At 69.2% G+C, this 20,764-nt stretch carries 23 protein-coding genes; 10 read left to right on the top strand and 13 right to left on the bottom strand.

The features are described from left to right. The 8 genes from QM611_RS08910 to dnaK form a co-directional block, all read right to left on the bottom strand. The coding region (locus tag QM611_RS08910) for an FGGY family carbohydrate kinase (RefSeq protein ID WP_415079556.1) at window positions 1-675 on the bottom strand (675 nt) is incomplete at its 3' end. Beyond that, entirely contained in the window at window positions 672-1,553 is an 882-nt protein-coding gene (locus QM611_RS08905) for a carbohydrate ABC transporter permease (protein WP_415079555.1), read from the bottom strand. The genes QM611_RS08910 and QM611_RS08905, both read right to left, overlap by 4 nt. After that, window positions 1,550-2,440, bottom strand: a complete 891-nt coding sequence (locus tag QM611_RS08900; RefSeq protein ID WP_415079554.1) for a carbohydrate ABC transporter permease — start codon at window positions 2,438-2,440, stop codon at window positions 1,550-1,552. Before QM611_RS08900 ends, QM611_RS08905 begins: the two co-directional genes overlap by 4 nt. A 49-nt stretch (window positions 2,441-2,489) precedes the next feature. After that, window positions 2,490-3,812 carry an ABC transporter substrate-binding protein gene (locus tag QM611_RS08895; protein WP_415079553.1) on the bottom strand — a complete coding sequence of 441 codons (1,323 nt, stop codon included), beginning with the start codon at window positions 3,810-3,812 and terminating at the stop codon, window positions 2,490-2,492. Between the two features lie 237 nt (window positions 3,813-4,049). After that, entirely contained in the window at window positions 4,050-4,490 is a 441-nt protein-coding gene (locus QM611_RS08890) for a heat shock protein transcriptional repressor HspR (protein WP_415079552.1), read from the bottom strand. A gap of 142 nt (window positions 4,491-4,632) precedes the next feature. Beyond that, on the bottom strand, window positions 4,633-5,637 hold the full coding sequence (locus QM611_RS08885) for a DnaJ C-terminal domain-containing protein (RefSeq protein WP_415079551.1): 1,005 nt from the start codon (window positions 5,635-5,637) through the stop codon (window positions 4,633-4,635). 6 nt (window positions 5,638-5,643) lie between these two features. Then, complete coding sequence (locus tag QM611_RS08880; protein ID WP_415079550.1) at window positions 5,644-6,249, bottom strand: nucleotide exchange factor GrpE; 606 nt, start codon at window positions 6,247-6,249, stop codon at window positions 5,644-5,646. Window positions 6,250-6,260: 11 nt separating this feature from the next. Beyond that, a complete protein-coding gene (dnaK, locus tag QM611_RS08875; protein WP_415079549.1) occupies window positions 6,261-8,132 on the bottom strand; it encodes a molecular chaperone DnaK in 1,872 nt (623 codons plus the stop codon). 214 nt (window positions 8,133-8,346) lie between these two features. On the opposite strand from dnaK, the gene QM611_RS08870 reads away from it, so the two are divergent. After that, a complete protein-coding gene (locus QM611_RS08870) occupies window positions 8,347-9,372 on the top strand; it encodes a calcium-binding protein (protein WP_415079548.1) in 1,026 nt (341 codons plus the stop codon). 40 nt (window positions 9,373-9,412) lie between these two features. Continuing rightward, window positions 9,413-10,768 carry an MFS transporter gene (locus QM611_RS08865; protein ID WP_415079547.1) on the top strand — a complete coding sequence of 452 codons (1,356 nt, stop codon included), beginning with the start codon at window positions 9,413-9,415 and terminating at the stop codon, window positions 10,766-10,768. A 10-nt stretch (window positions 10,769-10,778) separates the two neighbouring features. Here QM611_RS08865 and QM611_RS08860 read toward each other — a convergent pair whose 3' ends face one another. Continuing rightward, a complete protein-coding gene (locus QM611_RS08860; RefSeq protein ID WP_415079546.1) occupies window positions 10,779-11,321 on the bottom strand; it encodes a MarR family winged helix-turn-helix transcriptional regulator in 543 nt (180 codons plus the stop codon). Between the two features lie 91 nt (window positions 11,322-11,412). Between QM611_RS08860 and QM611_RS08855 the strand changes: the two genes are divergently transcribed. Then, complete coding sequence (locus QM611_RS08855; RefSeq protein WP_415079545.1) at window positions 11,413-12,234, top strand: MarR family winged helix-turn-helix transcriptional regulator; 822 nt, start codon at window positions 11,413-11,415, stop codon at window positions 12,232-12,234. A 229-nt stretch (window positions 12,235-12,463) separates the two neighbouring features. Here QM611_RS08855 and dcd read toward each other — a convergent pair whose 3' ends face one another. Then, a complete protein-coding gene (gene dcd / locus QM611_RS08850) occupies window positions 12,464-13,069 on the bottom strand; it encodes a dCTP deaminase (RefSeq protein WP_415079544.1) in 606 nt (201 codons plus the stop codon). Window positions 13,070-13,155: 86 nt separating this feature from the next. Between dcd and QM611_RS08845 the strand changes: the two genes are divergently transcribed. From QM611_RS08845 to QM611_RS08815, 7 genes are all read left to right on the top strand, one after another. Next, the gene (locus tag QM611_RS08845) at window positions 13,156-13,806 is read left to right on the top strand and encodes a TetR/AcrR family transcriptional regulator (protein WP_415079543.1); all 651 of its coding nucleotides are present in this window, start codon (window positions 13,156-13,158) and stop codon (window positions 13,804-13,806) included. A 119-nt stretch (window positions 13,807-13,925) separates the two neighbouring features. Next, window positions 13,926-14,915 (top strand): ABC transporter ATP-binding protein, encoded by a 990-nt coding sequence (locus QM611_RS08840; protein ID WP_415079542.1) that lies wholly within the window; start codon window positions 13,926-13,928, stop codon window positions 14,913-14,915. Continuing rightward, a complete protein-coding gene (locus tag QM611_RS08835) occupies window positions 14,912-15,691 on the top strand; it encodes an ABC transporter permease (RefSeq protein ID WP_415079541.1) in 780 nt (259 codons plus the stop codon). Before QM611_RS08840 ends, QM611_RS08835 begins: the two co-directional genes overlap by 4 nt. Then, the gene (locus QM611_RS08830; RefSeq protein WP_415079540.1) at window positions 15,688-16,797 is read left to right on the top strand and encodes a sensor histidine kinase; all 1,110 of its coding nucleotides are present in this window, start codon (window positions 15,688-15,690) and stop codon (window positions 16,795-16,797) included. The genes QM611_RS08835 and QM611_RS08830 overlap by 4 nt, the downstream gene beginning before the upstream one ends. Further along, on the top strand, window positions 16,794-17,480 hold the full coding sequence (locus tag QM611_RS08825) for a response regulator transcription factor (protein ID WP_415079539.1): 687 nt from the start codon (window positions 16,794-16,796) through the stop codon (window positions 17,478-17,480). The genes QM611_RS08830 and QM611_RS08825 overlap by 4 nt, the downstream gene beginning before the upstream one ends. 66 nt (window positions 17,481-17,546) lie before the next feature. Next, window positions 17,547-18,242, top strand: a complete 696-nt coding sequence (locus tag QM611_RS08820) for a dihydrofolate reductase family protein (protein ID WP_415079538.1) — start codon at window positions 17,547-17,549, stop codon at window positions 18,240-18,242. Between the two features lie 79 nt (window positions 18,243-18,321). Further along, window positions 18,322-18,900, top strand: a complete 579-nt coding sequence (locus tag QM611_RS08815) for a dihydrofolate reductase family protein (protein ID WP_415079537.1) — start codon at window positions 18,322-18,324, stop codon at window positions 18,898-18,900. A 21-nt stretch (window positions 18,901-18,921) separates the two neighbouring features. Here QM611_RS08815 and QM611_RS08810 read toward each other — a convergent pair whose 3' ends face one another. From QM611_RS08810 to QM611_RS08800, 3 genes are read right to left on the bottom strand one after another with little or no spacing between them, the layout of a single operon-like run. Further along, entirely contained in the window at window positions 18,922-19,521 is a 600-nt protein-coding gene (locus tag QM611_RS08810; protein ID WP_415079536.1) for a dihydrofolate reductase family protein, read from the bottom strand. A 15-nt stretch (window positions 19,522-19,536) separates the two neighbouring features. After that, window positions 19,537-20,121, bottom strand: a complete 585-nt coding sequence (locus QM611_RS08805) for a dihydrofolate reductase family protein (RefSeq protein ID WP_415079535.1) — start codon at window positions 20,119-20,121, stop codon at window positions 19,537-19,539. A gap of 25 nt (window positions 20,122-20,146) precedes the next feature. Next, entirely contained in the window at window positions 20,147-20,722 is a 576-nt protein-coding gene (locus QM611_RS08800; RefSeq protein WP_415079534.1) for a dihydrofolate reductase family protein, read from the bottom strand. Between the last annotated feature and the right edge of the window lie 42 nt (window positions 20,723-20,764).

Here is a 20,764-nt window from a genome sequence, read left to right as displayed (position 1 = left end):
TCGCTCCGCGGCGGCGGCGCCGATCGGCGCGATGACTGTGCCCCCGGGCAGCGGCTCGGGCAGCGCCTCGCGGCGCAGCCACGGCGCGTCCGCGGCGATCGCCGCGAGCAGCTCGTCGCTCCACTGGCCGCGCTCGACGTCGAGCACGCCCATGCGGGCGGCCTGGCTCGCGTCGATGCCGGCGCGGCCCGTCCAGCGCTCGGCGAGGAAGTCGCCCACGCACCGGTAGGCGTGCGCCGATTGCCACGACTCGTCACCGGCGGCGATCTTGAACGCGGAGAACATGCCGTGCAGCGGCTGGCCGGTCACCGAGGTGTACCGGTCGTCGCCGACTCGCGCGCCGAGGGCGCTCGCGGCGGGGCCGCCGCGAGCGTCCATACTGACGGCGATCGGCGCGAGCGGGCGGCCGTGCGCGTCGACGGGCAGCACCGCCTCGCCGAGCACGCTGAGCGCGATCGCCTCCGGGGCGTCGCCGCGGGCCGTCGCCTCCGCTGCGACGGTGGCGACGGCCGACTCGACGGCGTCGACGAGCTCGCCGGGGTCGAGCTCGACCCGCTCGTGCGCAGGCCGGTGCAGCACCAGTCGCCGCGACGCGGCATCCACCACTCTGCCCGACCCCGAGAACGCGACCGCCCGGACGCCACTGGTGCCGATGTCGACGCCGACGACGCTCACTTGATGGCCCCCGCGAGGCCGTTGACGAGGTACTTCTGGACGAAGACGAACAGCGCGATGACCGGGATCGAAATGAGCACCAGGATGGCGAACAGGGCGCCCGGCTGACTCAGATAGATGCCGCGGTAGGCGAGCGGCACGAGGGTGAGCGGCTTGAGGTTGTTGTCGCCGAGCGTGACCAGCGGCAGGAGGAAGTCGTTCCAGCTCATCATCGTCTGCCAGATCGCGACCACCGCGAGCGCGGGCTTTCCCAGCGGCAGGTAGAGCCTCCAGAAGATCTGCCACGCGCTGGCGCCGTCCAGTCGCGCCGCCTCGTAGGTCTCCAGTGGAATGGCCAGGTACGAGGTGCGGATGATGATCACGGCGAACGGCAGGCCGAGCGCGGTGTACACGAGCACGAGGCCGAGCAGGTTGTTGTACAGCTGCATCGTCTGCAGGATGCGGAACGTCGCCACCACGATGCTCGACATCGGCAGGATCAGCGCGAGGATCAGCGCTCCGAAGAACAGCGCCTTCAGCGGCACGCGCAGCCGAGCCAGCGCGAACGACGCCATCGAGCCGAAGAGGCACACCAGCAGCACGGACGGCACCGTGATGATGACACTGTTCAGCAGGTGCAGCAGGATCGGGTTCTGGTCCCAGATCGTCAGGTAGTTGCGGAAGCTGAAGACCTCGGGGAGCATTCCGAAAAACTGCGTCGCCGGATTGTCGGGCGGCATGAGCGACAGGCCGACCGTCATGATCAGCGGCACCATCCACACCAGCGCCAGCGGGATGAGCACGATGTGCAGCCATCCGCGGCGCGCGCCGGGCGTGCCGCGCCGGCGGGTGCGCGCGGACGACGTGGTGGCGATGCGCTCGGTCTCGGTGAGGGTCATTTCTCGTCTCCCGTGATGAAGCCGGAGCCGAACACCCGGACCATCGACAGCGAGCTGACGATCGCGATCACGAGCAGCACGACGCTGATGGCCGAGGCGTAGCCGACGTTCTGGAGTTGGAACGCCTCCTGGAAGGCGAAGGTGGGCAGCATCTCCGACGCGTGGTTCGGGCCGCCCTGGGTGAGCACGTAGACGAGCTCGAAGGTCTTCAGCGACCCGATGACGCCGAGCAGCACGAGCGACAGCGTGGTGTTCTTCAGGAGCGGGAATGTGATGCGCGCCATCGTCTGCACGCCATTGGCGCCGTCCATGCGGGCCGCCTCGGTCAGGCTCGGGTCGATGAGCTGCAGCCCGGCGAGGTAGAAGAGCATGGAAAAGCCCGTCCACATCCACACGTTCACGAAGATCACCGCGAAGATCGCGGTGTCGGGGCTGGTGAGGTAGTCGCCGGCGAGGAAGGTCAGGCCGGTGGCCCGGCCGACCTGCGCGAGCACGCCGCTGAACGGGTCGAGGATGCTCTGCCACACGATGCCGACCACCACCGGCGACAGGATGGCCGGAATGAAAAACAGCGCCCGGTAGACCGTGCTGCCGCGCAGCTTCTGGTTCAGCGCGACAGCCAGCAGGAATCCGATGACCGTCTGCGGAATGATCGTGAGCACGATCCAGAAGGCCGAGTTTCGCAGCGTGGTCAGGAAGATCGGGTCCCCGAACAGCTCCGCGTAGTTGTCGAAGCCGACGAACGTGCCCTGGTTGACGCCGTCCCAGTCCAGCGTGCTGGCCTGCAGGTTGTAGAAGATCGGGTAGACGACGAACGTGAAGAACAGGATCATCGTCGGAACCAGGAACGCCAGCCCGGTCAGCCGCTCTCGCGTCAGGGGTTTCATGTGCAGTGCCTCCCACGGGGGAGGGCGCCCGAAGGCGCCCTCCCGCGCGTCAACCGTTCGAGTCCTGGACCTTCTGGACCGACTCGGCTGCTTCCTGGGGGGTCATGTCGCCGGTCGCGACCGCGGCGAGGGCGTCGGCGACGCCCTGGTCGATGTCGGGCGACTCGAAGTACCGCGAGTACTTCACCTGCGGCAGCCAGTCGTTGACGAACATCTCCCAGATCTCCTGCTGGCGGTCGCTCGTGAACGTCTCCGGCGTGAGCCCGGCAACCGCAGGCACGTCGTTCATCGTGTTGACGAGCTTCTGCGCGCCGGCTCCGGCGATGAAGTCGGTGAGCACCTTGCACGCCAGGTCGGGGTTCTTCGTGTCCTTCGAGATGCCGAGTGCTACGTCGATGCCGCCCACGAACTGCGACTCGGCGGCGCCGCCGGGAATCGTCGGGAACAGGAACGGCTGGAAGCCCGACATCCCTTTCGACAACGCCGGGATGGTGGACTGGTCCTTGGTCGGGTCGGACTGCTGGATCCACCACGCGCCGAGCGGGATCATCGCGGCCTTGCCCGCCTCGAACTGGTTCGCGCCGCCGGGGTAGGAGTCCAGGCCGATCGCGCCGTCCTGGGCGATGCCGTCGGTGAACAGCTTGCCCCAGTACTCGAAGCCCTTCACGATGTCGGGGTCGGTCCACTTCGCGTCGCCGGCCTCAGCCTCGTACACCTTCCCGGGCGCGATGTTGTTCGCGATCTGCAGGAAGACCACGTTGCGCAGCCAGGCGTCCTTCGCGGGGAGGAGGAACGGCGCGAAGTCGCCGCCGCCCATGGCGTCGGCCGTGGACGCGAGCTCGTCCCACGTGGTCGGGATGCTCTGGCCCTCCTCCTCGAAGATCTCCGTGTTCGCCCACAGGTTGACCGTCTGGGTGAGCAACGGCAGCGAGTAGAAGTTCTCGTCGCCGTCCGGGTTGCCCATGCGGGCCTGCTCGATGCCGATGGGGTAGAACTTGTCCTGCCAGTCGTCGCCCCACGTTTCGGCGGCGCATTCCTGCAGCGGCATGAGGTGCTCGCGGTACTGCTGGGTCAGGGCGCCCGGCTGGAGGCCGACCACATCGGGCATCGTGTTGGAGCTCGCACGACTCTGCAGGTCGACGATGTACTCCGGGTAGTTGAAGATCGTGGCGTCGATCGTGCCTTCGTTGTTGGCTTCGAACGCCTCGATCATCTGCTGTGTGGTCTGCTCGATGGGGCTCCACGAGCGGAAGCTGACGGTGTCGCCACCGCCGCTTTCCGTGTTGACAGGCGCGGCGCCGCCGGCGCACGCGGTCATGCCGAGGGCGGTGGCCGTGACGCCGGCCAGGACGAGACCTCGTTTGAGCTTCATTGCTGTTTCGACTCCTCACATCCCGGTGTGCTTCGGTGCTCCCGGACAGCAAGAGTTTAGTTTTCTTTCGGTTCTTCTCCTAAAAAATCAGGGAAGTTGGTCGAAATTCTTTTTTATCTTGTGATTACGATGCTGCGCTGCTTTCGTTTTCACAACCCCGAGCGCGCTGTGGTCCGCCGATAGCGCGAAGGACGGTTTGCCTATTCGCAAGCCGCCCTCGAGCGGGTTTCGCGCCGCTCAGGCCTCGTCGCGGTCGCGCGGCAGCGGCCGCCACACGACGATGTCGGTCGAGCGCCGCACGCGCCTGCCCGACGTGAGCGTCACGACCGGGCCGCTAGTGCCCGCGGCGAACACGCGCGCGCCCGGCCGCGCCTGCATCTCGTCGCGCACACGCTTTTCGAGCTCGGCGACCTGGCGGCGAAGGCGCAGCACGGTGTTCTCGAGCTCGAGGATGCGGGCGATCGCCGGCAGGCTGATGCCGTCGGCAGACAGTCGCGCCACCTCGCGCAGCTGCTCGATGTTGCGCGAGGAGTAGCGCCGCGACCCGCCACGCGTGCGGCCGGGAACGACGAGTCCGAGCCGGTCGTACTGCCGCAGGGTCTGCGGATGCATCCCGGCCAGCTCGGCCGCGAGCGCGATCGCGAACAGCGGGGCGTCCTCATCCGTCTGCGCTGCCATGTGCTTCCCCTCACTCACCATTCACGAGATCAGGCCGTTCCCCACATCAGGAGATTCCGCGTACGCAGGATGATCCACGGCGAATCGTCCTGTCTCGGCGAAATCAGGAGATTTCGCGAACACCGCGGGCGTGGCAGCCATGTCAGCCGCGGGCCTTCGCCATGAGGTCGGCCCGCGGGTTCTCCTTGGGCTCGAGCTCGTGGAACTTCTCGAGGGCCTCCTTCGCGGCATCGTCGAGGTGCGCGGGCACGGCCACGTGCACCTCGGCGAGCAGGTCGCCGGCGCCCTTCGTGGTCTTGATGCCCCGCCCCTTGACCCGCAGGATGCGGCCCGACGGCGTGCCGGGCGCGACGCGCAGCCGCACGCTGTCGCCGTCGAGCGTGGGCACCTCGATGGTCGCGCCCAGGGTGGCCTCGACGAACGTGACGGGGACGGTGAGGCGCAGGTTCAGCCCGTCGCGCTCGAAGACGGGATGCTTGCGGACGGCGACCTGCACAACGATGTCGCCGGTCTCGCCGCCGTCCGGCGACGGCCGCCCTCGTCCGCGCAGCCGGATCTTCTGGCCGTCCGCGACGCCGGCGGGGATCTTCACCTTGAACGGCTTGCCATCCTCGCTCTGCAGCGTGATCGTCTCGCCCTTGGCGGCGGTGACGAAGTCAAGCGTCGTGCGCGCCGTGACATCCGCCCCCCTCGTCGGCCCTCCGTAGCCGCGAAAGCCGCCCGTCGGCTGCCCGAATCGGCCGGAGCCAAAGCCGCCACCGGGCTGCTGGTTGAACATCGAGAAGATGTCCTCGAAGTCCTCGGTGGTCTGGAAACGCGCATTGCCGCGCCCCGCGCCCCCCTGCCCGAACATGCTGAACACGTCCTCGAAGCCGCCGGCGCCCTGACCGCCCGCCGTGAAGCGGGCGCCCGAGCCCATCGCGCGGATCTGGTCGTACTCCTCGCGCTGCCCGGGGTCGGAGAGCACGGAGTACGCCTCGCTGATCTCCTTGAACGTCGCCTCGGCTTTCGCGTCGCCTGGATTCGAGTCGGGGTGGTGCTTGCGCGCGAGCTTGCGGTACGTCTTTTTGAGGTCGGCGTCGCTGACGTCTTTGGAGACGCCGAGGACCTTGTAGAAGTCCTTGTCGAACCAGTCTTGGCTCGCCATGGCCGCCTACTCGCTCCCCTCGGGCGCGGGAGCTGCGACAACGACCTTTGCGGGGCGCAACTCGACCGAGCCGAGGCGGTAGCCGGTCTCGACGACCTCGAGGATCGTCGGCTCGGTCGCGCCGGGCGTGGCGACCTGGAGGATCGCCTCGTGCTGCTGCGGGTCGAACAGCTCGCCGGCCGCGCCGTAGGTGTCCAGCCCGATGCGCTCGGCCACGCCACGCAGCTTCTCGGCGATCGCGGCGAACGCCGTGCCCTCGCCGAGGTCGCCGTGCTTGTCGGCGCGGTCGAGGTCGTCGAGCACCGGCAGCAGCCCCTTGGCGATCGAGCCCTTGGCCCGGTCGATCTCGAGCTCGCGCTGCTCCTCCGTGCGCCGGCGGTAGTTGGCGTACTCGGCCTGCAGCCGCTTGAGGTCGTTCAGCAGCGTCGACTCAAGGTCGGCGATGCGCGCGTCCTCGGCCGCCGCGTCCTCGTTCTGCGGGACGCCGAGCACGTCTTCGACGGTCAGCTCGTCGGCGTCGGTCTCCCCCTGCGATTCGGGGTCGGATGCCGCGGCGTGCTCGGCATCCGACCCCTCTTCGCCAGGGACTTCCGGGAAGTCCTTGTCGGTCATCTTCTGATTCTCTACTTCTTCTCGTCCTCGTCCTCGACGACCTCGGCGTCGATGACATCCTCCTCCGGGTTCGGCGCGTCGCCCGAGCCGGGCTCGTTCGCCGCCGGGTCGGGGGTCTCGCTCGCCGCCTGGCTCGCCGCGTAGATCGCCTCGCCGAGCTGGCCCTGCGACTGGTTCAGCTTGTCGAACGCGTTCTTGACCGCGTCGTCGTCGTCACCGGCCAGCGCGGACTTGAGCGCGTCGACATCCGCCTGCACGGAGTCCTTCACCTCGGCCGGGAGCTTGTCCTCGTTCTCCTTGATGAGCTTCTCGATCGAGTACGAGAGGGTCTCGGCCTGGTTGCGGGTCTCCGCCGACTCGCGGCGCTTCTTGTCTTCGGAGGCGTGCTCCTCGGCCTCCTTGACCATGCGGTCGATGTCTTCCTTGGGCAGCGACGAGCCGCCCGTGATCGTCATCGACTGCTCTTTGCCGGTGCCCTTGTCCTTCGCCGACACGTGCACGATGCCGTTCGCGTCGATGTCGAAGGTGACCTCGACCTGAGGGATGCCGCGCGGAGCCGGAGCGATGCCGGTCAGCTCGAACGTGCCCAGCGGCTTGTTGTCGCGGGTGAACTCGCGCTCGCCCTGGAACACCTGGATCGCAACCGACGGCTGGTTGTCGTCGGCGGTCGTGAACGTCTCGCTGCGCTTGGTCGGGATCGCGGTGTTGCGCTCGATGAGCTTCGTCATGATGCCGCCCTTGGTCTCGATGCCAAGGCTCAGCGGCGTGACGTCGATCAGCAGCACGTCCTTGCGCTCGCCCTTCAGCACGCCCGCCTGCAGCGCGGCGCCGACGGCGACCACCTCGTCGGGGTTGACGCCCTTGTTGGGCTCGCGGCCCCCGGTCTCCTGCTTGACGAGGTCGGTCACGGCGGGCATGCGGGTCGAGCCGCCGACAAGCACGACGTGGTCGATGTCGGCCACCTTGATGCCCGCCTCGCGGATGACATCCGCGAACGGCTTCTTGGTGCGGTCGAGCAGGTCTTTTGTGAGGTCCTCGAACTTCGCGCGGGTGATCGTCTCGGAAAGCGACACGGGGCCGTTCTCGGTCAGCGACAGGTACGGCAGGTTGATGCTCGTGCTCGTCGACGACGACAGCTCCTTCTTCGCCTGCTCCGCGGCCTCCTTGAGGCGCTGCAGCGCGATCTTGTCGCCCGCGACGTCGACACCCGTGGTGTCCTTGAACTGCTTGATGAGGTAATCGACGAGGCGCTGGTCCCAGTCGTCGCCGCCGAGGCGGTTGTCGCCGGCGGTCGCCCGCACCTGGATGGTCGAGAAGTCGTCGTCCTTGCCCACCTCGAGCAGCGACACGTCGAAGGTTCCGCCACCGAGGTCGAAGACGAGGATGAGCTCGTCCTCCTTGCCCTTGTCGAGCCCGTACGCGAGGGCGGCGGCGGTGGGCTCGTTGATGATGCGCAGCACGTTCAGGCCCGCGATCTCGCCGGCCTCCTTCGTCGCCTGGCGCTCGGCGTCGTTGAAGTAGGCGGGCACCGTGATGACGGCGTCGGCCACCGAGTCGCCGAGGTACTGCTCGGCGTCGCGCTTGAGCTTCTGCAGGATGCGGGCCGACACCTCCTGCGGCGTGTAGTTCTTGCCGTCGATGGCCTGGGTCTTCCAGTCGGTGCCCATGTGGCGCTTGACGGAGGTGATGGTGCGGTCGACGTTCGTCACGGCCTGGCGCTTGGCGGTCTCGCCGACGAGCACCTCGCCGTCCTTCGTGAACGCGACCACCGACGGGGTCGTGCGGAAGCCCTCGGCGTTCGCGATGACCTTCGGCTCGCCGCCCTCGAGGACGCTCACAACGGAGTTCGTCGTTCCGAGGTCGATTCCAACTGCACGTGGCATGTGCGCTTCTCCTTGATTGTCAGGTGTGGCCCAAAAAATGAGTCAGTGGGGCTCAAGTTTGAGCCACGGTCCACGATAGCCGCCGCATCCATCGCTGTCAAAACGAACTTGATATTCATAGGCTCAAGTTTCGGCAGCCGACTTCTCCGTCGCAATTCCCAGGGTGGGGGAGTAAGTTCACGAGAATACGGGCGCCTATTCATTGGAGAATCCCATGCGCGCATCGAGAACACTCACCACCGGCCTGCTCGCGCTGTGCGCGGGCGGCCTCGCCCTCGCGCTCGCCCCGGCGGCGCACGCGGCGAGCTCCACCTGCGCAGGGCAGGATGCGACCATCATCGCCGTCGAGGGCGAGGACATCGTCGGCACGGAGGGCGACGACGTGATCGTCGGCACGTCTGGCTACGACGAGATCTACGGGCTCGGGGGCGACGACCTCATCTGCGGCGGAGACGCGGGCAACTCGATCGAGGCGGGCGCCGGCGACGACACCGTGTACGGCGGGGCAGGGCGCGACGAGATCGACGCAGGCGCCGGCGACGACACCGTGTACGGCGGCGACGGCGGCGACGACATCGTGGACTACAGCGGCGGCAATGACCAGCTCTACGGCGACGGCGACGACGACCACATCAACGGGGGAGCCGGCGACGACCTGATCCACGGCGGCGACGGCGGCGACCTGATCGGCGACGGCACAGGCGACGACGAAGTGCACGGCGACGCGGGGAATGACAGGGTGTACGGCGCGGGCGGCGGCAGCGACCTCCTCGGCGGCGGATCCGGCGACGACTACATCCGCTCCGGCTTCGACGACGCCCGCATCTACGGATCCAGCGGCAACGACACGCTCCAGGGCTCACGCGGCGACGACTACATCCACGGCGGATCCGGCAATGACACCCTGAACGGCGGCACACAGACCGGGCGCGACACCCTGCGCGGCGGATCCGGCAACGACATCCTGTACGGCGGCACTGCCGCCGACAAGCTCTACGGGCAATCCGGCAACGACCGGCTCGCCGGCGGCACCGGCCCGGACGTGCTCGACGGCGGTTCCGGCTATGACAGCCTCAACGGAAACGACCACAACGACCGCCTCTACGGCCGGTCCGGCCAAGACCTGCTCCAGGGCGGTCCCGGGCACGACTACCTCAACGGCGGCAGCGGAAAGGACGTGCTCGTGCAGTACGTTTCGTCCGCCAAGGAAAAGGCGTGGTTGAAGGCTCACAGCTTCTGAACGCGCCCGCGCGGAGGTCCGCGCGGGTAGCGTGTGGATCATGGAACCCGAGGCGCCGCGCACGCGGGTGTGGTCGTGGGCGCTGTGGGACTGGGCGACGCAGCCGTTCAACTCCGTCATCCTGACGTTCGTTTTCGTCCCGCTCTACCTCGCCTCGCCCAGCTTCCTGCCCGCCGACATCGCCGCGCAGAACGCCGACGGCGCGCTCGTGTGCTCGCGCGCCGCCGACGCCGCCACCGAGTACTGCCGCGGGCTGTCGCGACTTGCGGAGTGGTACGGCTGGGTGGGCTTCGCGGCGGGCATCGCCATCCTCCTCCTCGCGCCCGTGCTGGGGCAGCGCGCCGACGCGGCGGGCAGCAAGAAGCGCTGGGTCGTCGCGGCGACGGCCATGCTGGCGCTGCTGCAGTTCGGGCTGTTCTTCGTCGGGTCCGACCCGATGCACTTCTGGCTCGGAGCGGCCCTCGTCGCGCTCGGGTCGGTCTCGTCCGAGATCGCCAACGTCAGCTACAACGCGATGCTCGTGGAGGTCTCGACGCCGAAGACCATCGGGCGCGTGAGCGGGCTCGGCTGGGGCCTGGGCTACATCGGCGGCATCTTCGCGCTCGTCATCGTCGTCGCGCTGAACCAGCTCGACTGGTTCGGGCTCGACGTCGCGGACGGCCTCGCATACCGGCTGATCGCGGTGGGCGCGGCGGTGTGGACCGTGCTGTTCGCGCTGCCCTTCGTGTTCAACGTGCCCGAGTCGCCTGCGCACGAGGGGCGCCCGCGAGTCGGGTTCCTGCACAGCTACGCCGTGCTGGCGCGGGATGTCGCGGCGCTGTTCCGCGAGCACCGGCCGACGTTCTGGTTCCTCATCGCGAGCGCGGTCTACCGCGACGGGCTGGCCGGCGTGTTCGCCTTCGGCGGCGTGCTCGCTGCCGTGTCGTTCGGCTTCACGTCGAATGAGGTGATCATGTTCGGCATCGCCCTGAACCTCGTCGCGGGCGTGTCCACGATCGTGGCGGGGCGGCTCGACGACCGGTTCGGCGCGCGCGCCGTGATCGTGGCGGCGCTGTGCATCCTCGTCGCGAGCACGCTGTTCGTGTTCTTCTTCCGAGAGGGCGGCAAGACCGTCTTCTGGGTCGGCGGCATCATCCTGTCGGCCGCGGTCGGGCCCGCGCAAGCGTCGAGCCGGTCGCTTCTGGCCCGCGTGACACCGGCCGGAATGCAGGGCGAGGTCTTCGGTCTGTTCGCCACGACGGGGCGCGTGATGAGCTTCCTCTCCCCCTTGCTGTGGTCGCTGTTCATCGCCGCGTTCGGCGCGACGCACTTCGGCATCCTGGGCCTTGCCATCGTGCTCGCTGTCGGGCTCGCGCTGCTGCTGCTCGTGCGGTTGCCGCGCCACGAGCGCGCGTAGCCCGGACCGGTCAGTGGGGCCACGCGTCGGCGAGCTTCGCGAGCAGGCGCGCGAGCTCGGCGCGCTCGTCGGCGGTGAACTCCGCGAGCGCTTGCGCGACGGCATCCCGTCGGTCGCCCCGGAACCGGCGCACGATCGCGGCGCCCTCGTCGGTGAGCACGATGCGCGTGCGCCGGGCGTCGTCGGGATCGGCCTCGCGGCGCACGAGCCCCAGCTCCACCGACTGCTGCACCAGCCGCGACGCCCGCGGCTGGTCGACGCCGATCGCGTCGGCCAGCTCGCTCACGGTCAGCGGGGCGGATGCCGAGCTCAACGCCTCGAGCAGCCGAAGCCGCGCCGGCCCCGCGAACCGCGCGTGCGGACCCCCGGGTCCGCCGCGGCCGTGGTGCGGGCCGTGCCCGTCGTGCGGGTCGTGCCCGCCGTGCATCCGGGAGTGCGGGCCCCCGCGCATCCAGGGCGGCCCGCCGCCCTCCCACGGCGGTCTGGGCCCCCGGCGGCCGCGCAGGCGCGCGAGAGCGGCGGCGATCTGGTCGGCGGGGTCGGGCTGCGGCATCCCCTCACTTTACATGCGACTTGACAAGTATCTACGGTGCATGTCATAGTGCATGTACATGCCATATGACAAACATTTGAGAGGATTCGCCATGACGAAGGAAAACCACACCCCCGAGCCGCCCGAGGGCGGCATCCCCACCGACCGTCGGCCGCTCGGCTACTGGCTGCGCGTCGTCGACCACCTGATCTCGCGCGAGTTCGCCACGGCGTTCGCCGAAGAAGACGTCAGCCGCCGCGACTGGATGCTGCTGAACGCGCTGTCCGGCGAGGCAGACTTCGCCGGCCTCGCAGACCGCCTCGCGCGACGCGGCAAGCGCCTGCGCGCGCTGGCCGACCGCGGCTGGGCCGACGAGATCGACGGCAGCTGGCAGCTCACCGACGAGGGCCGCGCGGCCCACGCGCGACTGAGCGCGCTCGTGCAGAGCGTGCGCGAGAAGGTGGCGAACGCCGTGTCGCCCGAGGACTTCGCGACCATGACCGCGTCGCTTCAGGCCATCGCCCGCCAGCTCGGCTGGGACGAGAACGAGCGGATGCCGCGTGGCCGCCGCTTCGGCCGCGGCCGGCCGTTCGGCCCCGGGTTCAGGCCGGGGTTCGGCCCGAACGGGCCGTTTGGGCACGGTAGGCCGTTTGGGCCGGGCGGCGAGCGGCAGCCGCACGGCTTCGGCCCGGACGAGCACGGCTTCGGCCCCGAGGGCGGGCACCGCTTCGGCCCCGGCCAGCGCGGTTTCGGCCCCGGCCGTCACGCCGACGGGTGCCCGGGCGGACACCACCCGGCACATCCGCACCACCGCCGGGGCAAGCACGCCGGACGCAAGGCCGAGCGCGCCTTTGAGCGCGGATTCGCCGCGGGCTTCCGCGCCGCCAACTCCGCAGACGGCGCCGCGGACGCGGCATCCCCCTCCGCCGTCTGACCCCCACTCGCGAGGGGCGCGATCCATCCCGGGTCGCGCCCCTCTCGCGCACCCCGCCGCCGTTCAGTTGCCGCGATCCGCAGTCGCACGTGCAGAACGCGGCAACCGAAACCCCGGCACGTTCCGTCGATTGCCGCGAATCGCAACGCGGACCGCAGAACGCGGCAACTCACCGAGGCGACCGCGCCGCGCCGCGGCCTGAGCGCGTCGACCGTCTCACCGCGTCGGATCAGCCGCCGCTGGCCCCGGCATCGGTCGTGCCCACGTCGGTGACGTGGAAGTTCTGGTGCGAGCGGGATGCCGTCGGGCCCCGCTGCCCCTGGTACCTGTTGCCGTACGGGCCCGAGCCGTACGGGTTCTCGGTCGCCGACGACAGCCGGAAGAAGCACAGCTGCCCGATCTTCATGCCCGGCCACAGCTTGATCGGCAGCGTCGCGACGTTCGACAGCTCGAGGGTGACGTGCCCCGTGAACCCCGGGTCGATGAACCCGGCGGTCGAGTGCGTGAGCAGCCCGAGCCGGCCGAGCGACGACTTCCCCTCCAGGCGCGCGGCGACGTCGTCAGGCAGCGACACGAGCTCGAAGGTCGACCCGAGCGCGAACTCGCCCGGGTGCAGAATGAACGGCTCGGCGGGGTCGACCTCGATGAGGTGCGTGAGGTCGGGCTGGCTCTCGGCCGGGTCGATGAACGGGTACTTGTGGTTGTCGAAGAGGCGGAAGTAGCGGTCGAGCCGCACATCGACGCTCGACGGCTGCACCATCTCGGGCTGCCACGGGTCGAGGCCGATGCGCCCGGCGGCGACTTCGGCACGGATGTCACGGTCGCTCAGCAGCACGGCTCCCAGCCTAGGGCGAGACGGCAAGGGTGTTCATGCTCTCAACCTTCTTGAACATGACTGTACAAGTTGTTAACCTGTACATCATGGTTCGAGTTGTTGCGGCATCCCCGGTCCTGCAGCGCTCGGCCATCGCCGACGTCGACGGAAACTCCGCGGCGAGTCAGACGCGCCGGGAGCGCGGGAAGCGCGCCGACGCGCTCCGCAATATCGAGGCGATCATCGACGCGGCCACCCGGTTGCTGGCAACCAACCCCGATGCCAGTGTGAACGAGATCGCGAAGGCGGCCGGCGTCGGCCGCGTCACCCTCTACGGGCATTTCGACTCCCGAACCGCTCTTGTCCGCGAGGTCGCCCAGCGGGCGATCCACAACACCAGCGAAGTGCTCGCCACCCTAGACCTGGAAGGCGACCCGCGCGAGGCGCTCGGACGACTGCTCGAGGAGACGTGGCGGCTGACCCACCGCTACGGCGCGGTGGTGATCGCCGGATCGCAGGCGCTGGCGCCGGAGGACATGCGGCGCGCCCACGACGAGCCCGCCGCGCGAGTCGTCGCGCTGTTGACGCGCGGGCGCGACGCTGGCGAGTTCCGTGCCGACATGCCGATCGAGTGGCAGGTGGGCGTCATCCAGGCGATCCTGCACGGCGCATCGCTTGCCGTCCATCGCGGCGAGATCGGCGGGGACGAAGCGCCGACACTGGTGCGCGACACGGTCCTCGCCGCCCTCGCTCCCTGACAACCAGCGACGGAATCGAGTTGGTGACCGTGTCGCGCGCTCATCCCACCGTGGCGGGAGCCCGATCTCGGCCCGTGCCCAGATGTGCGCCATCGCCTGTTCGCGCTTGCGTGGTGGGTATGAACGACACAACACCGCCAGCTGCCGACGCCGTCGTGAGCGTCCGCGGTCTGTCGAAGTCCTACGGCGGCAAGCTCGTCCTCGACCGGTTCGATCTGGACGTCCACCCCGGCGAGGTGGTCGGCCTGATCGGCGCGAACGGCACCGGCAAGACCACGGCGATCGAGTGCATCCAGGGCCTTCGCCGCCAGGATGCCGGCAGCATCCGCGTCTTCGGGCTCGACCCGGCGGCCGACGCGCAGCGCGTGCGGTCGCAGGTCGGCAGCCAGCTGCAGGACTCCGCCCTGCCAGACCGGATGCGAGTCTCCGAAGCGGTGGCCCTGTTCGCCGGCCCGGACGCTTCCGACCCGGCCGCGCTGATGGGGCAGTTCGGGATCGCCCACCGCGCGCGGACGCCGTTCGCAGGGCTCAGCGGCGGGGAGCGCCAACGGCTGTTCCTCGTGCTCGCCCTGCTGAACCGGCCACGCCTGGTCATCCTCGACGAACTCACGCAAGGCCTTGATCCCACGGCCCGGCGCAACGTGTGGGCGGCTGTCGAGCAGCTTCGCCGCACCGGCGTCACGGCGCTGCTGGTCACCCATGAACCCACCGAGGCCGAAGCACTGTGCGACCGCGTGGTCGCCATGCGCGCCGGGCGGATCCTCGACCAAGGCACGCCGACCGAGCTCGTCGACCGCCACGGCGGACAGACGATCGTCCGCTTCACCCTTTCCCCCTCTACCGACCAGGCCGCAGCGCTGCAGCAACTCAACCGGCTGCCCGAGGTGCAGTCGGCGACCTGCATCGGCAGCGCCATCACGGTCCGAGGCGCCCGCATCGTCATCGCCCACGTCGGCGCCTGGCTCACTGCCAGGATCGATCCGCTCCCCGCCGACCTCGACGTGCACATCCCCGATCTCGAGGCCGCCCTGCTGACGCTGCTCACCGATCCGTCCGAACAGGCAGTCGCCAGCCTGGCGATGGGACATGCGGCGGGAGGCGTGCGATGACGAACACGACACCTGCGGAGGCCGACCTTTCGCGGGCACGGAGCCGGTCGGTGACGGGAAGACTGCTCGCGCAGGAGCTGCGGCTGGTCTCGCGTGACCCGTTCACTCTGATCTTCGCGGTCGGCTTCCCTGTTCTGTGCATGCTGACACTGGGCGGCGTGTTCGGCACCGAGCCGGCGCACGGGTTCCCGATCAACCCCGCGCATTACTACATCGCCTCCTATTTCACGGTGATGATTGGCGCGGTCGGGTTCGTCATGCTGCCCTTGCACATCGCCTCCTACCGTGAGCGCGGGGTGCTGCGACGCTTCACCGCCGCCGGTTTCTCCCGCTGGTCGTTCCTGTGCGCGCAGTCATGGCTGGGGCTCATCTCCATCGCGGTCGCCGGGGCTGTGCTGCTGCTCGTCGCCGCCCCGGTCTACGGTGTGCCGCCCGTTCAGGATCCGCTGCGCGCCGGCGCCGGAATCATCGTCGCCTCGATCGCCTTCGTCTCGATCGGCGTTCTGCTCGGGACGTTGCTGCCCACCGCGCGCGCCGCGCAGGCCGTCGGGCTGCTGCTGTACTTCCCGTCTTTCCTCCTCGGTGTGGGCGGTCCGCCGACCTCGGTCATGCCTCCCGTGCTGCGGGCGATCGCCGAGAACCAGCCGCTCGCGCTCGCAAACCAGGCCATCCGCGACCCGTGGCTCGGCCTCGGCGACGGAACCGGGCCGCTCCTGATCGTCGCCGCCATCGCCGTCGTCGCGACCGCACTCGCCACGCCACGGAGCCGACTATGACACCACCGGTCGGCGCACGACGGTGGATGGCGCGAGCCATCCCTGCCCTCGCGCCACCCGCGGCCATCACCGCCCTCACCGCGGTCGGCGCCATCCAGACGCACCGTGAGCCTCTCGTCGCCCTCGCACTGTGCACCGTGGCGATCGTGTCGGGGGCCGTGCTGGTCTGGATGGATGCCACGGGCTGGCCGCTGGTTGCCGGTCTCACCGTGTTGGCCGCCACTGTCACGGCTGCGTGCTGGGGAGAACCGCGCAACCTCGGTTGGTTCGGGATGTGCGTCATCGCCGGCTGGGCCGCGCTCACGCTCCCGCCACGGTGGGCCATCGCCATGGGCGCCGCTCTGGCCGCGGAATTCGTCATCATGTTCACGGTGGTCAGTCGCGAGCCAGGCTGGGTCACCTGGACGTTCGGGGTCGCGCTGACCTGTGGCGCGTTCGTCTTCGTCCGCCGGCAGCGCACGCTCGTCGAGCGGCTGCACGCCGCCCAAACCCGGCTCGCCGAACGCGCCCGCACCGACGAGCGGCATCGCATCGCACGGGAGATGCACGACCTCGTCGGGCACAGCCTGACCGTCGCGCTGCTGCACCTGGGCAGCGCCCGCCTCGCGCTCGACGACGATCTCCATGCCGCTCGTGCAGCGCTCGCCGAGGCGGAGTCCGCAGCCCGCGACAGCCTCGATGACGTCCGCGCCGCCGTTGGCTTGATGCGCAGCGGCGATGCGGCAGCGGCATCGCCGGCCCCGGCGGTCGCCGACATCCCCGACCTCGTCCACTCCTATCGCAACGCGGGCGCCGACATCGACCTCGACCTGCGGGGAGTCCCGGCGGGCATTGCCGCCGGACGCAGCCTCATCGCGTATCGGATCGTGCAGGAATCCCTCACCAACGCCGTCCGCCACGGCGACGGAGGACCAATCAAGGTCCGCCTGGACACCACCCGCGAGCGGATCAGGATCACAGTCCGCAACGGGGGCGCCCCTCGCGGCCGGCGCCCGGCAGGCACGGGAATCATCGCGATGAACGAACGCGTGGCGACGCTCGGCGGCACGCTCTCCGCCGGACCGTCGGCCGGAGGATGGCTGGTCGAGGCGGTGATCCCCGCATGACCCCGCCCCACATTCGTGTCCTTGTCGTGGACGACCAGGAGCTCATCCGCACCGGGTTGCGCGGCATCCTCCGCGAACGCTACGGGTTCACGATCGTCGGCGAGCTCGACACCGGAATCGACGTCGCTCAGGTCGTCGCGCATCTCGAGCCGGATGTCGTGGTGATGGATGTCCGTATGCCGGGCGTCGACGGCATCACCGCCACGCACGCGCTCACCCGGGTCGACGCAGCGCCGCCCGTCTTGGTACTGACGACCTTCGACGAGGACGAGATCCTCGCCGGTGCCCTCCGCGCCGGCGCCGCAGGGTTCCTGCTCAAGGGCGCCCCGGCCGAAGACCTCCAGCGCGCCGTCCGCACCCTCGCCAGCGGCGGCGCCTGGCTCGACCCGGCAGTCACGGGCCGGGTGCTCACCACGTACCGGGAAGGGCGCCCGCCGATGCGGCCCGGCGCGCAGGTCGATCTGCTCACCCCGCGCGAGAAGGACGTGCTCTCCCTCATCGGCGCGGGCCTGTCCAACAGCGAGATCGCCGACGGCCTCTTCCTCGGCGAGGGCACCGTGAAGACCCACATCAGCCACATCTTCATGAAGCTCGATCTGCGCGACCGGGCGGCGGCGGTCGTCTTCGCCTTCGACCACGGTCTCGCCCGTCCTGGCGATCCTCGAAAGCCCGAGAGCGCGTGAGCACCGCCCGACACCCGTCAGCCATCATGCCAATTGCACTATGCCAACGCCTAAGGAGTTCTGACCATGAAAGTACGCGCCGACCTGAACATCTCACTCGACGGATTCGCCAGCACCGCCGACGGAACCCCGGAGGACCCCTTCGGCAAGGACTGGTTCCGGCTCGTCGAGGCCTATGCGGCGACGCGCACCATGCAGGAGCGCGTCTTCGGCGACACCTCGGGCGCCGGCACAACGGGCATCGACGACAAGTACGCCGCCGCGTACTTCGAGAGGATCGGCGCCGAGATCATGGGCGCCGGAATGTTCGGGCTGCACCTGCACCCGAACGACCCGGAGTGGCGTGGCTGGTGGGGCGAGAATCCGCCGTTCCACGCGCCGGTGTTCGTGCTCACGCACGAGCAACGGCCGGAGCTGGTCATGGACGGCGGCACCACGTTCCGCTTCCTCTCGGCGACTCCTGAGGAGGCGCTCGCGCTCGCGACGGAAGCCGCGAACGGTCAGGATGTGCGGATCGGCGGCGGCCCCACCGTGGTCCGCGACTTCCTGCGAGCGGGGCTCGTCGACGAGCTCCACGTCGCGGTCGCTCCGATCCTGCTCGGTGACGGCGGGCGGCTCTGGGACGGGCTGCGCGGTCTCGAGTCCGCTTACGACGTGACATCCGAGGTGGCAGAGAGCGGCACCGTGCACGTCACGTTCACCCGCAAGGCCAACGAAGCTCCCCCGACGTCTCCGTGGCGACCAGACGGCGACACACTCTGATGGACACCGGGACACAGGTCTTCGCGGGGCTGGCCGCCGCGCCGCCGCCACAGGACGAGTCGACAAGGGACGGACTCCCATGAGCGAACGAACGCCGGAGGATACGGAGCGGCCGCAACAGAGCCGCGGGCGCGTGCTGTGGAGCTTCATGATGTCTCTGGACGGATTCGTCGCGGGACCCCACCACAGCATGGACTGGATGGCGACTGGTGGATACCGGGCGGAGCCCGGAGTGATCGAGGGCTACATCGAAGGCACCGGCGCGATCATCGCCGGACGCGACGGCTGGGACTCGCCGGTGGGACACAACCCCTGGGGCGGCGGCGCCTGGCAGGGGCCGATCTTCGTCCTCACGCACCACCCCGAGGACGCCGAGCCCGCCGAGAACGTGACCTTCCTGCATCGCGACCCCGGTGAGGTCGTTCAGCTGGCGTTGGCCGCGGCCGGAGCAAAGGACGTCATGGTGTTCTCGCCGAGCATCGGCGCCCAGCTGCTTGAACTCGGCCTGATCGACGAGATCGACCTGCACATCGCCCCGGTCCTCCTCGGCGACGGCGTCCGGCTCTACAGCAAGCCCGGTGGCGCGCCAGTTCGGCTCCGTCCACTGGCGGGCGACCCCGACTCCACGGTGAGGGTTCGCTATCGGCCGCTGTCCTGATCCCGGTCACAGCCCAGCGAGTCAGGTCTGACGGTCGTAGGTCAGGGCGAGCACGCCGGGCTCGCTGGCGTCGTGGTGGACGAGCTCCCAGTTCGTGAGCGGATTGTCGTCGTCGAACAATCGGGCTCCGCCGCCGCCGAGCACGGGGGCCACGATGAGGTTGAGCCGATCTATGGCGTTCGCCGCGAGGAGCGCCTTGATCACGCTGGCGCTCCAGCAAATGAGGATGTCACCCTCGCCTTCTGACTTCAGGGTGTTGATCACCTCGGCGGTCGGGGCGCTGACGATCCGCACGCCGTCCCACGGTGACTCGCGCACTGTCGACGACAGCACGACCTTGTCGGCGACGACGAGCCACCGCGCGAAGGCTTCGTCTCGCGGGTCGACCATTCCGGTTCCGATCACGCGCGGCCACCAGTCCAGGAACACCTCAGCGTTGACTCGGCCGAGGACGGCGGTCGTCGCGGTCTCGATGGTCCGCACGATCTGTTCGTAGCCGACCTCGGCATCGGCGAGGAAGGAGATGCCCTCGTCGTTCCGGCGGCGATAGCATCCATCGAGGCTGAGGCCGATGTTTGCCACGACTCGACGGTCGCCGGTGTGGTTGTCGGTGGTGCTCATCGTGATCAGCGCCGCTCAGCCGTGCTTGGTGGGCCGGTAGGCGAGTTCTTGGATGCGGCCGTCGAGGGTGCGGGCGCTGAGGAGTTCGAGGTCGAAGTCCGCGGCTCCGGCGAAGATCGGCTCGGTGCCGACGCTTCCGCTGATCACCGGGAAGATCGTGACCTGGACGGCGTCGACGAGGCCCGCGGCCATGAGCGCGTGGTTGATCGCGATGCTGCCGTGTGAGCGCAGCGGGATGTCGGACTCGGCTTTGAGGCGCGCGACCGCGTCGGTGACGTCGCCGGGAACGAGCGTGGCATCCGGCCAGTCGAGCGGCGCCGTGAGGGTGTTCGAGACCACGGTCGTCGGCAGCTGCCGCATCCGGGCGACCCAGCGATCGTGCACGTCGGAGTCAGCCGGTTCGGTGGCGAGCATCTGCGCGAAGACTCGGTAGGTGTTTGCTCCGAGCACGAGCCGAAGCTCCTGGTCGTACTGGGCGAGGCGATGCTCGAGGAACTCCGGTCCCTGTTTGCCCCAGTAGCCGCCCCAGTCGCCGTGCTCGTTGTAGGAGCCGTAGCCGTCGAGCGTGCAGAAGACGTCCCAGGTGTAGGTGGCGGTCATGGCGCGTTCCCTTCTTCGGGCGGGGTCAGGCGCTGCCGGGTCCCGGGGGCAGCGGTGCGTCGAGCAGACGCGGGCGGTAGTCGAGCAGCTGGATGCCGCCATCGAAGGTGCGCGACTCGATGAGGTCGAGGGCGACATCGGGGTAGCCGTCGTAGATGCGCTCGTGCCCGGTCTTCCCGGTGATCACGGGGAAGACGACGACGCGGAAGCGGTCGACCAGGCCCGCGGCAAGCAGCGATCGCGAGAGCGAGAGGCTGCCGATGGTCGACAGTGGATGCTTGCTGGTCTCCTTCAACTCGCGCACCGCTGCGACCGCGTCACCGCGGACGAGACGCGAGTTCGCCCATTCGAGTGGCGCCTCGAGTGTTTTGGAGAAGACGATCTTCTGCATCCTGCCGAGCTCGTCATCGGCCTCGGCGGGTGGCGCGAAGCTGTGCATGAGCCGGTACGTGTTCGCGCCCATGAGCAGCGTGCTCTGGTTCTTCGCGTCCTCGCCCAGCCAGGCCAGGTACTCGGGGCCCTCCAGCCCCCACCAGCCGGGCCAGCCCTCGGCGGCCCCGTAGCCGTCGAGCGAGGTGATGTAGTCGACCATGAGTTCCATGAGAGCCCTCCTACGTTGGCGTGGCCTGTTCATTCTTACTTC

The sequence above is a fragment of the Microbacterium sp. genome, assembly GCF_047606685.1.
Lineage (GTDB): Bacteria > Actinomycetota > Actinomycetes > Actinomycetales > Microbacteriaceae > Microbacterium.
This window is presented reverse-complemented; position numbering and strand designations above follow the sequence as displayed.

Excerpts from the sequence above, each read along its gene's own strand:
- QM611_RS08815 (WP_415079537.1), top strand. The coding sequence starts at position 18,322 with ATGAGCGAACGAACGCCGGAGGATACGGAGCGGCCGCAACAGAGCCGC.
- QM611_RS08845 (WP_415079543.1), top strand. The coding sequence starts at position 13,156 with ATGGTTCGAGTTGTTGCGGCATCCCCGGTCCTGCAGCGCTCGGCCATC.
- QM611_RS08820 (WP_415079538.1), top strand. The coding sequence starts at position 17,547 with ATGAAAGTACGCGCCGACCTGAACATCTCACTCGACGGATTCGCCAGC.
- QM611_RS08905 (WP_415079555.1), bottom strand. The coding sequence starts at position 1,553 with ATGACCCTCACCGAGACCGAGCGCATCGCCACCACGTCGTCCGCGCGC.
- QM611_RS08895 (WP_415079553.1), bottom strand. The coding sequence starts at position 3,812 with ATGAAGCTCAAACGAGGTCTCGTCCTGGCCGGCGTCACGGCCACCGCC.
- QM611_RS08890 (WP_415079552.1), bottom strand. The coding sequence starts at position 4,490 with ATGGCAGCGCAGACGGATGAGGACGCCCCGCTGTTCGCGATCGCGCTC.
- QM611_RS08880 (WP_415079550.1), bottom strand. The coding sequence starts at position 6,249 with ATGACCGACAAGGACTTCCCGGAAGTCCCTGGCGAAGAGGGGTCGGAT.
- dnaK (WP_415079549.1), bottom strand. The coding sequence starts at position 8,132 with ATGCCACGTGCAGTTGGAATCGACCTCGGAACGACGAACTCCGTTGTG.
- QM611_RS08810 (WP_415079536.1), bottom strand. The coding sequence starts at position 19,521 with ATGAGCACCACCGACAACCACACCGGCGACCGTCGAGTCGTGGCAAAC.
- QM611_RS08900 (WP_415079554.1), bottom strand. The coding sequence starts at position 2,440 with ATGAAACCCCTGACGCGAGAGCGGCTGACCGGGCTGGCGTTCCTGGTT.
- QM611_RS08870 (WP_415079548.1), top strand. The coding sequence starts at position 8,347 with ATGCGCGCATCGAGAACACTCACCACCGGCCTGCTCGCGCTGTGCGCG.
- QM611_RS08825 (WP_415079539.1), top strand. The coding sequence starts at position 16,794 with ATGACCCCGCCCCACATTCGTGTCCTTGTCGTGGACGACCAGGAGCTC.
- QM611_RS08830 (WP_415079540.1), top strand. The coding sequence starts at position 15,688 with ATGACACCACCGGTCGGCGCACGACGGTGGATGGCGCGAGCCATCCCT.
- QM611_RS08840 (WP_415079542.1), top strand. The coding sequence starts at position 13,926 with ATGAACGACACAACACCGCCAGCTGCCGACGCCGTCGTGAGCGTCCGC.
- QM611_RS08800 (WP_415079534.1), bottom strand. The coding sequence starts at position 20,722 with ATGGAACTCATGGTCGACTACATCACCTCGCTCGACGGCTACGGGGCC.
- QM611_RS08865 (WP_415079547.1), top strand. The coding sequence starts at position 9,413 with ATGGAACCCGAGGCGCCGCGCACGCGGGTGTGGTCGTGGGCGCTGTGG.
- QM611_RS08855 (WP_415079545.1), top strand. The coding sequence starts at position 11,413 with ATGACGAAGGAAAACCACACCCCCGAGCCGCCCGAGGGCGGCATCCCC.
- QM611_RS08860 (WP_415079546.1), bottom strand. The coding sequence starts at position 11,321 with ATGCCGCAGCCCGACCCCGCCGACCAGATCGCCGCCGCTCTCGCGCGC.
- QM611_RS08805 (WP_415079535.1), bottom strand. The coding sequence starts at position 20,121 with ATGACCGCCACCTACACCTGGGACGTCTTCTGCACGCTCGACGGCTAC.
- QM611_RS08835 (WP_415079541.1), top strand. The coding sequence starts at position 14,912 with ATGACGAACACGACACCTGCGGAGGCCGACCTTTCGCGGGCACGGAGC.
- QM611_RS08885 (WP_415079551.1), bottom strand. The coding sequence starts at position 5,637 with ATGGCGAGCCAAGACTGGTTCGACAAGGACTTCTACAAGGTCCTCGGC.